Below are 14737 nucleotides of genomic sequence, written 5' to 3' on the forward strand. Positions count from 1 at the left end.
AGTGCTTCGAACTCGACGACGAGCCGCACACCTGGCGCAGCAGGTTCAGCGCGACGAACTCCGCCGTATGCGGGCGGGCCCATGATGCCGACGGCCGCGCTTACATACGCGACCGCGACGACCGTTGCGGCGAGCCGCGTCGCATCCATGCGGACGCCGACCGCGGCCGCCGCGTCGTGGCCTAGCGCGAGCGGATCCAGCGGCCGGATCACGAACGGCCAGGCACCCAGCGGTACGCCGAGCCAGCGCGCGGCGAGCGCGAGGCTGGTCGTGCCCGGCTGGTACAGGCTGCTGTTGGTCCATAGCGCGGCACCCACGATGTTCTGCTCGAGAACGCGAGCACGAGCGGCGACAGCGTGGCGAACAGCAGCATGCACACGCTGCCCGCGAGCACGAGCCGCCACGGCGTCGCGCGCCAGCCACCGGCTGCGACGATCGCGCACGCGGCTGCAGCGAGCCCGCAGACGAACAACAGCGGCACCGACGCGACGCCCGCCAGCGCCGGTACGAGCATCGCCGCGAGCAGACCGAGCTGCGCGCCGCCCGTCACGCCGAGCAGGTCGGGCGATGCGAGCGGATTGCGCGTGAGCGACTGGAACAGCGCGCCCGCGACGAGCGCGGCCGCAACACGCGGCAGGTTGAGGTCGAACAGGAACACTGCGCGAGCGAAGCGGCATTGCTGCCGGGCACCGCCTCCCACCACACGCGCAGATCGGGTGCGACGTGCAGCGCATCGCTGGCGGCTCCACGTTGTATGCTGATATTCCCCCGGACGCGCGCATCACCCAACACCATGCTTCACGAGAAGGCCAACATTGGCGGCAAGGATGTCTACATCGTCACGTCGCACCACCACGTCTTGCAGTCATGGGCGGAGATTCGTCGGTCCCTTGCCGCGGCGCCGGTGCTGCTCACGCTCGACCATCACACGGACACTTTCGAGCCGTTCTACCGGCACCTGTTCCATGCCACGCGCGGGAAGATGGGCGGCGCTCAGACAGCGGCCATGGAGGCGATGTTGCCGGGGATGATTGCTAACCTGCGCTACGACGACGAGGCGTCGGTGATGGACGCCATTGGCAAGCTTCACAACGACGAACACATCCTGACCGCGATCGCGGCGGGGATCCTGTCCCGTGGCTTCGTCATCAACCTCTCCTACGAGACTTGCAGCAAGCCAGGCGTGCTCTACGAGGCGGGTTCGATATGCGCGATCGGCTGCGCGAAGGTGCCGCACGACGACGAGTGCACGCCGATCCGCTCGGCGCAGGTGCTGGAAGCGGTCTATCTTGACCATGAACTCAACGTACTCAACGCGATGGCAGCGCAGGACGGCGTGCCGGCGGCGGAGGCTGAACCCTACGTTCTCGACATCGACCTCGACTATTTCCACTCTGAAAAAGCGATCGAGCCGGACGATCCGGCGACCTTCTACCGCCTGGTGCGTAACTCGGTCGCCGTGACTATCGCGATAGAACCCGAGTACGTCGCGGACTGTCGTGACGAGGGCTCGAACATCACGGGTGAGACCCTGCTCGAACGCATGAAGCAACACATCGAAGCGTCGATGGCATGAGCATCATCGGCGCTGAGCGAGGACCCCTGTGGATAACTCGGGTCACCTTGGGTTTTTAGTACACGAGTTAGTACACAAAATCGATGCGTGTGTCCGTGACCCTTGATAATAAAGGCTCTTGATAAATTCGCTCGGTTCTGTATCGAACCAGTCACCCAAAGTTGTCTAAGGTCGTCTAGTCGCCCCTCTCAAATCCTTGAAAACACATTCAGAACACCCACTGCTCGACATTCTGCAACCAGATGAATTGCACGACGAGCGGATATTGAGCCGTAACCGGTGTCATTGGTGAACCACAAGAACATCAGGAAAACTTCTCGACATGGTTACTTTCAAGCGAAACGGATCTTGGCGCTGGCTTGTGGCTTCCATTGCTCTGATATTGGCTGCTTGCGGCGGGGACGTCACCTCAGAAGGTGCGGGCAGTGGAGGTGGTGGAAGTGGAGGAGGATCGCCGCCTCCTGCTCCTCTTCTCACGCTCGGGAGCGGTGGAAAGATGCTGGCTGCCGATGGCAATAGCCTGCTCTACGTCGCGGCGGACGGCTCGGCCCGCATGAGGAATTTCGGCAGTCAGACCGAAGTCGTGCTGAATGGCTTTGCGTCTTTGCAGAACGCCGGAAATTGGCAGCTTAGCGGCGGCTACGCATACGTGTCCGCGGTAGATGTCGACTGCCCACAGCCGTTGCCCTTTCATTGCATCTACCAGTGGGACCCGAATGGCGTGAAGACGAATATGTCGATACTCGCCGGGACAGCCGGTCACGCTGATGACCTTGCGCCATCCGCACATGACGGGTATCTGCTTTGGAACAGTTATGGAGGCGGGACCCTTTATAGCCAGTCCACAAAGACTTTCACGAGTCTTCCGCCAGGGCTGAGTGCTTCCGTCAACAGTTTCAGTGTTTCGAACGGGATCGTGAACTACTACTACTGGATCCAGTTGCCCGAGGCCTTCAATCCACAGCAGGTATACATGTGGTCATCACAGACGCAAGCGTCGGCAGCGTTGTGGCAAATGTACCCGGGTGGATCCGTTCAAACGGACGGACAGTCCGTCGCTTGGCTTAGCGGTATCTCCGCTCAGGGTGGGACGCACATCCAAAATTTGTCTTGGCAGGCTGCGACGGGCGGACCCGTTTCGATTTCGCCTGACGAGGTCGGCGGAGGCGCCTACTTTCTTTTATCGGAAGGGGTACTCGCCTGGGTGGAAACGCAGCAGACTTTTTCTCGCCTCGATCTACGGGCGGTGGTGGTGTCGACCGGGAAGATCAACACGCTGTCGACTGACATGACTGCTCGACTACTCGGCAATGCAGCCGGAAATGTGATCTACCAGGTATCGTCGGCGAACAAGGTTTATCGCTGGCAGGCCACAACAGGCGCGGTGACCCAACTGCTCGATTCGGTGCCGAACCAACTGATTCAGTCCGGGACGTACGTGTACTACACGCAGGGAAGTAATAACGACGTTTATCAGATTCGGTTGCAGTGAGGATCGGTGGCGAAAGTTGATGTGCTGACCATTGCGGCGCGGAACAGGGCAGCCGCGCCGGATGCGCATCGCGCCGTTTGTGGGCGTCTGCCGGGGGACATGGCGAAGCTCTGCCTGGCCGGACGGGCGCCTCAGCCGATTCAACTATCTCCGCGGTGCACGGTGTGGAAGAACAGCGAGGTCCACGCGTATCTGAGGGACCCGATTCACTACGGGGACTTCAGCGAGCTTTGATCGTTGCCGATGTATAGGCGACTGGTTCATGCACGTGAAAGAAGAGCGAGTAATCAATGGCGTATTTCAAACTGGCCTCATTGTCTGAGCTTCTCTCCAGGATGGAGGCTGAAGAGATCGATCGTTGTCATTTTCGCTTCCGGCTACACCGGGGAGAGTTCGACGCGTTCGTCTTCATCGATGTCGATCCCTATGTGCTTGCGTTTGGCGCTATCGGGCAGAATTTCTACTTCGAAGTGTCGGTCGACCCGAGAACGCTTGAGACACCGGGTGTGTTTCCAACTGACGTGTACTACAGGCTTTGCGAGATCCTTGGCCTGGGCCGTTCGGGACCTCGATTCACTCCAAGCGCTTTCCTTGCACACGTGAATGAAGCAATGAAAGGAGTGGGGTTCCGTCGGGCCGCCCCGCGCGACTTGGCTCAGTATCGAAGAAACGTCGAGGAATCTGAAAAGATCTGGTTCTGCGGATGGCGAGACAACACGGCGTCAGCTAAGCATGTGACCATGGAAAATCTTGAGAAGACGCGCAAGTGGCTAGGTGAGAAGGCCTATGTGCGGTGTAAAGAGAGGAACATCAGTAGCTGCTGGACGGATGACGCAACCAGAGCCAAGGAGATTGATCTGCCTTGATGGCAATCTCGGGCGATAGGCGTCAGGGCTCCAAGGAAGTACCCGATAGTAGAGCAGGATTTGAACCAGTTGTGGCTGGCGCAGCGCCGTCCTTTAAATCTGCTAGGATTTTCCAAACCGCAGCGCGATGACTGCGACAACACAATCACAATTGACGGGGAATGCGATGGCAGACAACAACTCAACCGGCCTTGCCGCCGAGATGCCGAAAGCGTGGTCCTATCTGGACTCGATGCTCGTTACCGGGGAGGCCGTTCAGGAGAGCACGGTGCAGCGCCGTTTATTTGCGCTTTTGCATCGGCGCGCACTTGTGGCGGCGACGTCTGGCCGGCTAATCGGCATGACGCGAGGTCTACTTGGAGGGTTTTCGCCGGTTGACCTCCGCTGGCAGGACATCAAGACGGCCCATATCAAGGCCGGTATCTTTGGCAGTACGCTGACCGTTACTGCACTGACTCAGCCAGACTTGGCAAGCGGTGGCGCACTCCGCGGATTTCAGTTCTCGGGCTTGCGTAAAGCTGAGGCGCAAGCAATCTATCGCATTTGCCAAGCTCAGGAGCAGGCCTGGCGTGAAAAGCGCCGGCAGAGGGAGCTTGAGGAGATGCGTGCCAAATCCGGTGGGTTTCAGGGAAGTTTTGGTGACTCTGTCGCAACGGCAAGCGAAAGTCCGACTGAGCGGTTGCAGAAAGCCAAGACCATGCTGGACCAAGGGCTCATCAGCGATTCGGAATACGAAACCATCAAGGCCAAGGTCATCAGCCAGCTTTGATGCGGTTGGACCTTGGTTCTTCAAAGGTCGGCAAGAAATCATCACTCGATCTAGAAACGAATTCGCCCACCCCGGCATCCTTCGAATTTCGCTTGGGTGAGGACGAAAAGTGGAAAGATGCGTACTTGTCGGTCAACTGGCTGGAATACCTGCTCTGTGGCAACACCGACATGGCTGAAAAGCTGTCGGCCCTCCACCAGTATCAGGTTGACAACCCTTTTGAGTTGGCTCCAATTAAGCCAACCAAGGGGATTGTCTACGTGGTTGTGCCGGTCGACGACGTGCCCGTCAATGCGGCGCGATGCCGACGCGAAGATTCGCGCAGGCATAGACGAGCGAGAGCGCCGCGAAGACGAAGAGACACGCGGCAACGATCCTGGCGCCCCGGCTCGTTCTCTCGATTTTCGTGAACAGGACGCTGCCGATCAGGACGAGGGAGACACCCGTGAAGAAGTCGTTGGCCACGCTGCCGAGGCTGCCATCGGCATGGCTGTCTACGAAGCTCATGTAGTCGTAAGTCAGAAGATGGTGCAACTGATCCAGGTTGCGCACATGAATGAGCGTACCAACGACAAAGGCGAGTCCCGCTACCGAGAGGACCGACGCGGCGACTGACAGGGCAACTTTGGCTCGTGCGCTCATACGTCATCCCATCGTGTAATAGGCTTGGGTCTGCGCACAGAGAAAGATGACGAAGAGCGTGATCGCGCAGCCAAGCGCGAAGATGAAGCTCTTTGTGTTTCGATCTGCTTTGAGCGCAGACATGGCCGAGAACGCGCCAAGGGCGGCGAGCAGCAGCACGTAAAAGCGGCTCGCGAGCAGTTCGGCTTCCGGGAGCGCCCGATCGAAGCGATCCGTCCAGTGGTAGGTAATCGCTTTCAGCGTCAGGCCATCGGAAATGACGGCGGGTTTGAGCAACAGGTGAGCGGCGGGCATGCCCGCACCGAGGTAGCAGAGGGCGAGCACGAGCAAGGTCACTGCGACGAATTTCAGTCTCATCGGCTTTTGAATTCAGCGAAGCTCCAGTGCACGGACATGTTCATCATTCCCCGGACTATATCGTCCCGGTTTCGACGGTTGTCATCGTGGTGCGAAACCATCCGACTGGCTGACAGTTTTGCCAGATGGTTTGCCGTCAGGCTGAATGCTACATTCCGCGAGCCGACCTGGCCCTCCCTTTCAGCAATCTCCCAGCCCATGTCCCTGTCCCGCCGACATTTCGTTGCCTCCCTCGCCGCACTCCCGATGCTTGCCGCACGCGCGGCGTCGGGCGCTCCCGTGTCGTCACGACCTGCCGACCGCAACGCGATCATCCGCGCCGTTTTCGCCGACGGCGCATCTCTTCCCGACCTGACCTCGCGCCACGTTGCGTTGATGAAGCAGTTGCGGGTGATGTGGGTGCCGGTCGAATCCGGCGCACCGGGCATCGATCCGATGCATCCGCTGATCGGCGAAGGGTCGACGATTATGTTGGCCAAGGCTGCACTCAAAACCAATGACGATGCGCTCGCCATTCGCACGCTCGCCGAACTCGGACACCTCGTCCCCGTGTTTGTCGCGACGGCGGGCACGCTGGCGCCCGGGCGATACACGATCCCGCCAGCGCTTCGCAAGCTGTTTGCCTTCAAGGGGAGTGGTGTCGATGCGTCGGGCCGGTTCGAATTTCGTGCCGCGCATCTTGCCGTGCTGAGGGGCGCCAACTGGCGGACGGTCGATGCGGACGCTATAGACGACGTGCTGAGCGAAGGGGATTTCTGGCCGATGGCCTACATCGACGGCAAGCGGCCATACGGGGATCGCACGTACTACCAGTTCGACATGGCCGAACTGCTGGGGGAGCCGTACAAGCGGGATATCAGGGGCGATCTGGTCAAGGACGGGAAAAAGGATGCGCGTCTGGAGCGGCTTCACGGCGAAACGCTCGCCGCACTACAGGTGTTCCTGATGCACGCCGATCTGACCAGGCCGGCCTGATCTGGTTTCAGTCCGGCGCATCGATCGCGTTGCGGACAACAAGGCAATCGACGCATCCGTACCCTTCGCGACAACAATGGTGCGTCGACCTTTACGCGACCGTAGCGCCGCAATCTTCACCCGCCTCAATCCCAATGACGATGATGGTGGTAATACCCGTCACCGTAATATCCACCGCCGTCAGGCACCACGATACAGCCGCTCAACAACACGGCGACACCGGCAATCAGCAAAAGGGTTTTCTTCATGGCACTCACCTGCTCGGGTTCGATATGAAACCCAGCATAGCGAGCGCCTCCCACCCCGGATGTAAGCGATCGTTTCCCTGTGGCGCAATCCGTAACGGCGGATTATTCCGGTCACAATGACCGTAACAATTAGCCAAACAGCAGACGTTTTCAGGCGACGACGACCCTGTTTCGCCCCGTATCCTTCGCACGATACAGCGCGGCATCGGCGGCTTCGATCAACGCATCGGGCGTCGACAGATCGTCGGCCGACACGGTCGCGCAGCCGACGCTGACGCTCACGCGCCCGGCCGGCGAATCCGGCATCTCGAGATCGAGCCGCAGCACCGCGTCGCGCACTTCGTCGGCCACCACGCGCGCGCCGCGCGCCCCCGTGTTCGGCAGCACGATCGCGAACTCCTCGCCGCCGTAGCGCGCGACGATATCCGCAGGCCGTCGCACCGCGCCGGCCAGCGCATTCGCAATCGCGATCAGGCACGCATCGCCCTTCACGTGGCCGAACGCATCGTTGTAGGCCTTGAAGTGATCGACGTCGACCATCAGCAGCGACAACGGTTCGCCCTGACGCCGCGCCTGCAGGAACAGCGTGTGGAAATGATCGTTGAAGTGGCTGCGGTTGAACGCGCCGGTCAACCCGTCGCGCGCGGACGAGCGGATCAGCGTCGCGTGCGCCTCGAACAGCTGCCGGTACAGCATCGTCACTTCCCACGCGAGCACGCACACGAGCACGCCGGGCGTGAACATGCTGAACACGCGCGCGACATACCAGCCGACCGTGAAGCGGTTCGTCGCCAGCAGGTTCAGCGTCGTATCGGTGAGGCACGCGAGCACGGCGATCGCGAGCCACAGGTCGAGTGTCGTGCGCAGCCGGCCGGTGACGACCACGGTGACGAGCGCGAGCACATTGAGGATCCACACGACGAGCGCGATGCCGTTGACGGGCAGCACGGCCGCGTCGCCGGGCGGATGGAACGCGGGCGGCAGCGACACGTTCAGCGCGAGCGCGCATAGCAGCGCCGCTGCGACGGCCGGCCCGCCGACGAGCGCGACCGTCCAGCGGCGCGTCTCTTTCTCGCCGACCGGTGCGCGCGTCAGCCGCTCGCGTGCGAACAGCGCGGCCATCACGAAGCACGGGAAGCCGGAATGCCAGAAGACCCACATCCACGCAGCGCTTTGCGGGCGCGCGCCGAGCAGGCCCTGCGGCGCGAATACGCCGGGAAAGGTGAGCAGTTGCAGCGCGACGGCGAGCGCGGTGAACGCATAGGCGCCGCCGAGCGCACCGAGCACGGGCTGGCGCGTGACGGTGAACTGCGCGCCGAGGAAAAATGCGGCGATGCTCGCGGTCGTGAACACGGTGAGCGCGCACATCGGCATGAACGGCTCGACGGCCGGCAGCGAGACGTTCGCGTGCGGCGCGGCGATCCCGAGTGCAAGCAGGATGACGAGCGCCGTCAGCGCGCCGAACCAGAGCTGACGGCGCGTCGTATGCTGGATCAGGATGCCTTCCATGGAGTCCCCCGGACACGCGTGCTCGAACGCCCGTTCTTGCGCCGGGCGGCACGCCTCCCGATCGCGGCGCGACCGGTGCGGCCCGATCCTATCGCGTTATTGCCGTCCGCTCAAATGCCGAGCCCCGGGCCGAAGTTGCCGGCGACCCATTGCGTGACGGCATTGACGTCCGCGTAGTCCTGTTCGGGCAGGCCGTCGAGCATCGACAGCACCTCGTTGCTGGCGCCGGCGTCGCGCGCGGCATCGACGATCGCATCCTTGTTCGCCGGGTAGCGGACGGCCGCCAGCACGTCGGCGATCTGCAGGTCGATCGTTTCGTGAGGGATATCGTGAGCAGGGGCAGCGGGCTTGTCGTTCACGGCGGCGTCTCGCGAGTTGGGCGGGAATCGGATCGAAGTGGAGGGGCGGCGCACTGCGCGTTACCGGGCCCGGGATGGCCCGGCCGTCGCATGCTGCGGATCGTGGATGAAGCGGCTCAATGACCGCGTCGCACGCGGCGCCACGGATGCTTCCAGTCGATATGCGGAGCGTTTTCGTCGCGCGGATGCTGGCGCCGGTGCTCCTGCCACAGTTCGTCGGAAAACAGCGCCGCGACGATGACGAGCGGCAGCACGAGGAATATTCCGAGTATGACTTGCTCGATCACGATAGCCTCCTTGCGGTGGCAGGAACCCTTGCTCCCATTCTAGGCTCTGAACCCGGCCCGCGTTCATTTTCTTACAGTGCGAAACGAGCCCGGACGCGGCCGTGCCGCGTGGGCATTCCGCACGTGCGCCGGCATCAAAAAGGACATGAACATGCAACTCCAGAACGATACCAACACGCTCGCGCTGCGGCCGCTGGAGCGCCAGGACCTGCGCTTCGTCCACGAGCTGAACAACGACGCGAAGATCATGCGCTACTGGTTCGAGGAACCGTACGAAACCTTCTCGGAGCTGTCGCAACTGTACGACCGCCACGTGCACGACCAGCGCGAACGCCGTTTCGTCGCGGTCGATGCGCAAGGCGAACTGGTCGGCCTCGTCGAACTGATCGAGCTGGACTACATCCATCGCCGCGGCGAGTTCCAGATCATCATCGCGCCGCACTGCCAGGGGCGCGGCTACGCGGGCCAGGCGACGCGCCTCGCGATCGAGTACGCATTCAAGGTGCTGAACATGCGCAAGCTGTACCTGATCGTCGATACGTCGAATGCGGCGGCGATTCACGTGTACGAGAAATGCGGATTCCAGCACGAGGCCGAATTGAAGGAGGAGTTTTTCGGCAACGGCGCGTATCACAACGCGTATCGCATGTGCATTTTCCAGCGCGATTATTTCGAGCATCAGCAAGCCAGCCCGAATAAGGCAGGGTAAACGCGCTGACGAAAGATGCTCGCGGCGGGATTCCGCGGGCACCGTAACCATTCGGGGAACTACGGATAAATACGGATTCGCTTATACCTGGCATTTTTCTTGTATCAGGTATTTGCGATTCCGCGCGGCAGTAAAGTTGAATCATTTCGGATGACTTTATGTGCGGCGCATCAAAATGATCCAGATGGCGAAATGGATTATCCAAACCGTTCAATTGTCGCAATGTAACTTTCCTGAAAGCCCTGCCTGGCAATGCTTTGCGCCTGGCGTCACGGGCCTGCCTGCTGCGCGCCGAGCGTTGCTGCTGGCGCGCGGCAAGCGAAAAACGGGCTGCGCACGGGGTGCGACAATCCGCCGCTATTGCGGTCGCACAACAAATGTGCTTGCTATCGTTTGCCGGTCTTCTAAAGTGAAAAACGCGGGTTCACGATCATCTTTAAACGCATAGCTAACCCAAGCCTGGTGCCCGCAGCCTGGAGACAGAACATGATGAAGCGTACCGGTATCCTTTTTGCCCTCGTCGGCGCATTTTGCGCAGTGTCGATTGCCCAGGCCGGCGGCGATTCGGCCGTCAAGCCGAAGCAGGAAATCCAGTTGACGAAGAATGCCTGGGGCTGCCTGTCGAAAGACAATCTGGATTCCGTACTGAATCACGAGCGTGACGGGAAGTCGCAGGCGAAGCAGCAATACTTCGACGACTTCCGCTGCCTGTCGGTGCCGGAAGGCCAGCGCTTCCGCGTGGTGTCGGTCGACCAGGGCGATGTGCAGTTCGTCAGCGCCGACAACAGCGACCAGCAAGGCCTCTGGACCGATTCGCGCTTCGTCAAGCAGTAACCGGTCGATCCCCGCGCAGTCGCACGACGCGCGAGCGCGCCGGCCCGATGGGCCGGCGGCGCGAACCGAACACGGCCCGGCGGATGCCGGGCCGTTGCGCTGTGGAGGACGCATGACACGCGCCGGGCGGCGCGCATTCGGTATCATCACGGCCCGACCGAACCGAATGCCCGCCCGGGCCGACTCCGCATGGCGCTGAAATCCACGATCTACAAAGCCGAACTGCAAATCGCCGACATGGATCGGCATTACTACGCCGATCATGCGCTGACGGTGGCGCGCCATCCGTCGGAAACCGACGACCGGATGATGGTGCGCATCGTCGCGTTCGCGCTGTTCGCGCACGAGCGGCTCGAATTCTGCAAGGGGCTGTCGGACGTCGACGAGCCCGATCTGTGGCAGAAGGACCTGACGGGCGCGATCGACGTATGGATCGAGGCCGGCCAGCCCGACGAACGTCGCATCTCGAAGGCGGCCGGCCGCGCCGGGCAGGTCACGGTGATCGCGTACGGCGGCAAGACGTCGGATATCTGGTGGCAGGGTGTGCGCAGCAAGGTCGAGCGGCTGCGCAACGTGCAGGTGCTGTCGCTTGCCGACGGCGTCGCGACCGCGCTCGGGCGGCTCGCGGAGCGCACGATGCGCCTGCAGTGCACGGTGCAGGACGGCGCCGCATGGATCTCGAGCGCCGACCACGATCCGGTCGCGGTCGAATGGACGGTGCTGAAGGCGCGCGCGGACGCGTAACGGCCCGCGCGCCGGCCGCGTTCAGCCGAGCGCGGCCGGCGGCCCCTTGACTTCGACCATGTTGCCTTCGGGATCGAACAGGTAGATCGACGGCCCGTAGCCGCCGGCGCCGTAGCGTTCGGCCGGCGCGTCCGGCCGCGCGCCGTGCGCGGTGAAATGGGCGATCAATGCGTCGGGATCGAACGGCTCGACGCGCAGGCACAGGTGATCGAGGTTGCGCCCGGTGCCGGGCGGGCCGCTGTCGGGACGGTCGATCGGGCCGCCGACCGTCAGCAGGTCGATCAGCGCATCGCCGGCGCGCAGCTGCACGAGGCCCAGATCGGGCTGCTCCTTCTCGACATGGCAGCCGACGGCGTCGCAGTAAAAGCGCGTCATCGCCGCCATGTCGGTCACGCGCAGCACGATGTGATCGATCCCGCGAATGGTGGGCTTCATGAACGGTTACTCCTTCGCTGTCGACGAGCATCGAGTGTAGGCGCATCGCGCCTGCGCCGCAGGCCGGAACGCGGCACAATCGACAGACGAAAAAAAGCCCGCTCACGCAGTGCGGAGCGGGCTTAATCCATATCAGGAGGAGACATGGAGGAGACAGTTCCAACTATACACACGGCGATGGTGCGACGCAATATTCCGATTGCAAAAAAACGTCAGGACGGCGATTTGTCGCATCCGCAGTGCAGCAAAAGAGTGACGGGACGATGACGAAAATCGCGCCGGAACGGCCGCCGCGCCCGTTTCGTCGGATTTATTGTCAACTGATGCGTCCCCGGTTCGTCGATCGAATCACAGAGCAAGATTCAGGGCGCGACGGCATGTGCCGATGTCTAGAGTAGGCACCATCTACACTAAAGCGTACGAGGTTCAGATGAAAACCGCCTATCCGACCGACGATGCCCGCTGGGGCGCCGTGACCGAGCGCGATCCGCATGCGGACGGCGCGTTCTTCTATGCCGTGAGCACGACCGGCGTGTTCTGCCGTCCGACCTGCGCATCGCGACAGCCGCGTCGCGAGAACGTGTCGTTCTTCACCGATGCGGCGGCCGCACGCGCGGCCGGCTTCCGGCCGTGCAAGCGCTGCCAGCCGGAAGGGCTGCCGCGCGAGCTCGAGATCGTCAACCGCGCATGCGCGGTGCTCGACGCGCATGCCGAGCGGCTCACGCTGCAGCAACTGAGCGACGCCGTGCACGTGAGCCCGTTCCACCTGCAGCGGCTCTTCAAGCGCGTGGTCGGCGTGTCGCCGCGGCAGTACCAGGCCGCGCAGCGCGGCGCCGCGCTGCGGCAGGCGCTGCAAAGCGGGCAGCCGGTCACGCAGGCGGCCGTCGACGCGGGTTTCAATTCGCCGTCGCGGCTCTATGCGTCGGTACCGCGCGAGCTCGGGATGGCGCCGTCCGCGTTCCGCCGCCAGGGCGCAGGCCTGCGGATCGAGTATGCGACCGCGTCGACGTCGCTCGGCACGGTGCTCGTCGCCGCGACCGATCAGGGCATCTGCCGGATCGCGTTCGGCGACGAACCGGCGGCGCTCGTCGGCGAACTGAAGGACGCATTTGCCCGCGCCGAACTGGTCGAAGCGCCCGCGCGGCTTGCGCCGTTCGTCGCGCAGATCCGCGCGTACCTGGACGGCACGCGGCACGCATTCGACCTGCCGCTCGACATCGCGCCGACTGCGTTCCAGCAACGTGTATGGGAAGCGCTGACGCATATTCCGTACGGCGAAACACGCAGCTACTCGGAGATTGCCGAGGCGCTCGGTTCGCCGCGCGCGGTGCGGGCCGTCGCGTCCGCGTGCGCGTCGAACCCGGTCGCGCTCGCGATTCCGTGCCACCGTGTCGTGCAGAAGGGCGGTGCGCTCGCCGGATATCGCTGGGGCGTGCGCCGCAAGGCGACGCTGCTCGCGTCCGAGGCGCGTCATGCCCACAACGATGAACCCGAAGCAGTGACGGAGGGCAGTGAGGTTTGAGCATCGAAACAGCAACGATCACGTCCATCGCGGACGGCGGCCATGTGCCGCCGTCCGCGCAGATGGAGCTGCGCTACAAGGCGCCGTACGACTGGGCGCGCGTGCTGCGCTTCTTCAGCGGGCGCGCAATCCCGGGCGTCGAGCAGGTCGCCGACGGCATGTATCGCCGCATCGTCGACCTGCACGGCGATGCCGGCCGGCTCACCGTCGCGAAACATCCGCGCAAGCATTGCCTGATCGCGACCGTCGAAGGGGCCGTTGCGCGCCATGTCGACGAGGCGTTCGCCGCGCGCGTCGCGACGATGTTCGACCTCGGCGCCGATCCGGCCGCGATCGGCGGCGGGCTCGCGCGCGATCCGTGGTTCGCGCCGCTCGTCGAGGCCGCGCCGGGGCTGCGCGTGCCGGGCGCATGGTCGGGGTTCGAACTGGCCGTGCGTGCGATCGTCGGCCAGCAGGTGAGCGTGAAGGCGGCGACGACGATCGTCGGCCGGCTCGTGGAAAGGGCAGGCGAGCGCGTGGTGCACGAGGACGACGGCGCGCCGGCGTGGCGTTTCCCGACGCCCGACGCGCTGGCCGCGTGCGATCTCGACAAGATCGGGATGCCCGGCAAGCGGGTGGCGGCACTGACGGGCGTGGCGCGCGCGGTAGCGGCCGGCGACGTGCCGGTCGATCACGCACATGCCGATCTCGCGACGCTGCGCAGCGCGTGGCTCGATCTGCCGGGCATCGGCCCGTGGACCGTCGAGTACATCGCGATGCGCGCGTGGCGCGACCCGGACGCGTGGCCGGCCTCCGATCTCGTGCTGATGCAGTCGATCGCCGCGCGCGATCCGGCGCTCGACCGGCTCACCAGCCAGAAGCGCCGCACCGAAGGCTGGCGGCCGTGGCGCGCGTATGCGGCGCTGCATCTGTGGAACGAAGTGGCCGACCGGGCGGGCGGCGCGCGCGGCGGGTGAGCGCGGCGGCATGCGGCCGGGTGCGACCAGGCCGGGCCGCGATGCAACCCGTTGCGCAGGCCGTGCAGGCCGCCCCAGGCTGCCCGCCGGATGCGGGCAGTCGCGGCCATTCCGCGAGTCCGGCGCCTGCCGGATTTCGCGCGTGCGATGCAGGCGCACGCATCATTTCCCGGTCGGTTTGGTAGCGCGGTTGCACCTGCCGCCACCTGTTTGCTGCCCACGTTCCGTCCGACGAATTCGGCTGACCGGCGTGACGATCGGCGCCGCCTGGAACCGGTCACGCTTGTTTCGAGAACCTCGGCCGGCCCGTCCGGCGGCCCGCTCAAGCCCGCGCACCCGGCCCGGAGCCACCTCAAGCGCGTGTTTCGGCGAGATGTTAAAGTGCCCGCTACCAACGAAGCGACCAACAATCCAGCCGGCCGCGCGCGGCACTCTGCGCGCGGCCGTCACGCACTTG

The 14737-nt window shown here is 63.5% G+C and carries 17 protein-coding genes and 1 pseudogene; 10 read left to right on the forward strand and 8 right to left on the reverse strand.

Features of this window, described 5'->3' with window-relative positions; translation table 11 throughout:
* Nucleotides 1-10: 10 nt before the first annotated feature.
* Nucleotides 11-795, reverse strand: a pseudogene (locus U5798_RS19315) (iron chelate uptake ABC transporter family permease subunit); the annotation flags it as partial.
* On the opposite strand from U5798_RS19315, the gene U5798_RS19320 reads away from it, so the two are divergent.
* From U5798_RS19320 to U5798_RS19335, 4 genes are all read left to right on the forward strand, one after another.
* Nucleotides 794-1576, forward strand: a complete 783-nt coding sequence (locus U5798_RS19320) for a UPF0489 family protein (protein ID WP_322082897.1) — start codon at nt 794-796, stop codon at nt 1574-1576. The pseudogene U5798_RS19315 and the gene U5798_RS19320 overlap by 2 nt on opposite strands.
* A 322-nt stretch (nt 1577-1898) precedes the next feature.
* Nucleotides 1899-3068 (forward strand): hypothetical protein, encoded by a 1170-nt coding sequence (locus U5798_RS19325; protein WP_124456941.1) that lies wholly within the window; start codon nt 1899-1901, stop codon nt 3066-3068.
* A 290-nt stretch (nt 3069-3358) separates the two neighbouring features.
* A complete protein-coding gene (locus tag U5798_RS19330; RefSeq protein WP_124456940.1) occupies nt 3359-3934 on the forward strand; it encodes a DUF6037 family protein in 576 nt (191 codons plus the stop codon).
* Between the two features lie 166 nt (nt 3935-4100).
* Nucleotides 4101-4703: an SHOCT domain-containing protein gene (locus tag U5798_RS19335; RefSeq protein WP_124456939.1), complete on the forward strand. Its 603-nt coding sequence runs from the start codon at nt 4101-4103 to the stop codon at nt 4701-4703.
* A gap of 288 nt (nt 4704-4991) precedes the next feature.
* Here the strand turns inward: U5798_RS19335 and U5798_RS19340 are convergent, their stop codons facing one another.
* Together U5798_RS19340 and U5798_RS19345 are read right to left on the reverse strand one after the other, a co-directional pair.
* On the reverse strand, nt 4992-5345 hold the full coding sequence (locus tag U5798_RS19340; protein ID WP_322082898.1) for a hypothetical protein: 354 nt from the start codon (nt 5343-5345) through the stop codon (nt 4992-4994).
* Nucleotides 5346-5348: 3 nt separating this feature from the next.
* Nucleotides 5349-5702, reverse strand: a complete 354-nt coding sequence (locus U5798_RS19345; protein ID WP_322082899.1) for a hypothetical protein — start codon at nt 5700-5702, stop codon at nt 5349-5351.
* A gap of 198 nt (nt 5703-5900) precedes the next feature.
* Here U5798_RS19345 and U5798_RS19350 point away from each other — a divergent pair, with 198 nt between their 5' ends.
* A complete protein-coding gene (locus tag U5798_RS19350; protein ID WP_322082900.1) occupies nt 5901-6677 on the forward strand; it encodes a hypothetical protein in 777 nt (258 codons plus the stop codon).
* A gap of 125 nt (nt 6678-6802) precedes the next feature.
* Here the strand turns inward: U5798_RS19350 and U5798_RS19355 are convergent, their stop codons facing one another.
* The 4 genes from U5798_RS19355 to U5798_RS19370 form a co-directional block, all read right to left on the reverse strand.
* Entirely contained in the window at nt 6803-6925 is a 123-nt protein-coding gene (locus tag U5798_RS19355; protein ID WP_256976788.1) for a hypothetical protein, read from the reverse strand.
* Between the two features lie 150 nt (nt 6926-7075).
* Entirely contained in the window at nt 7076-8434 is a 1359-nt protein-coding gene (locus U5798_RS19360; RefSeq protein WP_124455814.1) for a GGDEF domain-containing protein, read from the reverse strand.
* Between the two features lie 110 nt (nt 8435-8544).
* Complete coding sequence (locus tag U5798_RS19365) at nt 8545-8793, reverse strand: DUF2795 domain-containing protein (protein WP_059232870.1); 249 nt, start codon at nt 8791-8793, stop codon at nt 8545-8547.
* Between the two features lie 116 nt (nt 8794-8909).
* Nucleotides 8910-9080: a hypothetical protein gene (locus tag U5798_RS19370; protein ID WP_006489933.1), complete on the reverse strand. Its 171-nt coding sequence runs from the start codon at nt 9078-9080 to the stop codon at nt 8910-8912.
* 151 nt (nt 9081-9231) lie between these two features.
* Here U5798_RS19370 and speG point away from each other — a divergent pair, with 151 nt between their 5' ends.
* The 3 genes from speG to U5798_RS19385 all read left to right on the forward strand — a co-directional run bounded on the left by speG (nt 9232) and on the right by U5798_RS19385 (nt 11367).
* Nucleotides 9232-9789: a spermidine N1-acetyltransferase gene (speG, locus tag U5798_RS19375; protein ID WP_124455813.1), complete on the forward strand. Its 558-nt coding sequence runs from the start codon at nt 9232-9234 to the stop codon at nt 9787-9789.
* A 486-nt stretch (nt 9790-10275) separates the two neighbouring features.
* Nucleotides 10276-10623 carry a surface attachment protein Sap1 gene (gene sap1, locus U5798_RS19380; protein ID WP_034190197.1) on the forward strand — a complete coding sequence of 116 codons (348 nt, stop codon included), beginning with the start codon at nt 10276-10278 and terminating at the stop codon, nt 10621-10623.
* 189 nt (nt 10624-10812) lie between these two features.
* Nucleotides 10813-11367 carry a YaeQ family protein gene (locus U5798_RS19385; protein ID WP_124455812.1) on the forward strand — a complete coding sequence of 185 codons (555 nt, stop codon included), beginning with the start codon at nt 10813-10815 and terminating at the stop codon, nt 11365-11367.
* A gap of 21 nt (nt 11368-11388) precedes the next feature.
* On the opposite strand, the gene U5798_RS19390 is transcribed toward U5798_RS19385, so the two are convergent.
* Nucleotides 11389-11802: a VOC family protein gene (locus U5798_RS19390; protein WP_322082901.1), complete on the reverse strand. Its 414-nt coding sequence runs from the start codon at nt 11800-11802 to the stop codon at nt 11389-11391.
* Between the two features lie 430 nt (nt 11803-12232).
* Between U5798_RS19390 and ada the strand changes: the two genes are divergently transcribed.
* Both ada and U5798_RS19400 read left to right on the forward strand, forming a co-directional pair.
* The gene (ada, locus tag U5798_RS19395; protein WP_124455810.1) at nt 12233-13324 is read left to right on the forward strand and encodes a bifunctional DNA-binding transcriptional regulator/O6-methylguanine-DNA methyltransferase Ada; all 1092 of its coding nucleotides are present in this window, start codon (nt 12233-12235) and stop codon (nt 13322-13324) included.
* Entirely contained in the window at nt 13321-14280 is a 960-nt protein-coding gene (locus U5798_RS19400) for a DNA-3-methyladenine glycosylase family protein (RefSeq protein WP_322082902.1), read from the forward strand. The genes ada and U5798_RS19400 overlap by 4 nt, the downstream gene beginning before the upstream one ends.
* The last annotated feature ends 457 nt before the right edge of the window (nt 14281-14737 follow it).

Source organism: Burkholderia sp. BCC1972 (genome assembly GCF_905339605.1).
Classification (GTDB): Bacteria; Pseudomonadota; Gammaproteobacteria; order Burkholderiales; family Burkholderiaceae; genus Burkholderia.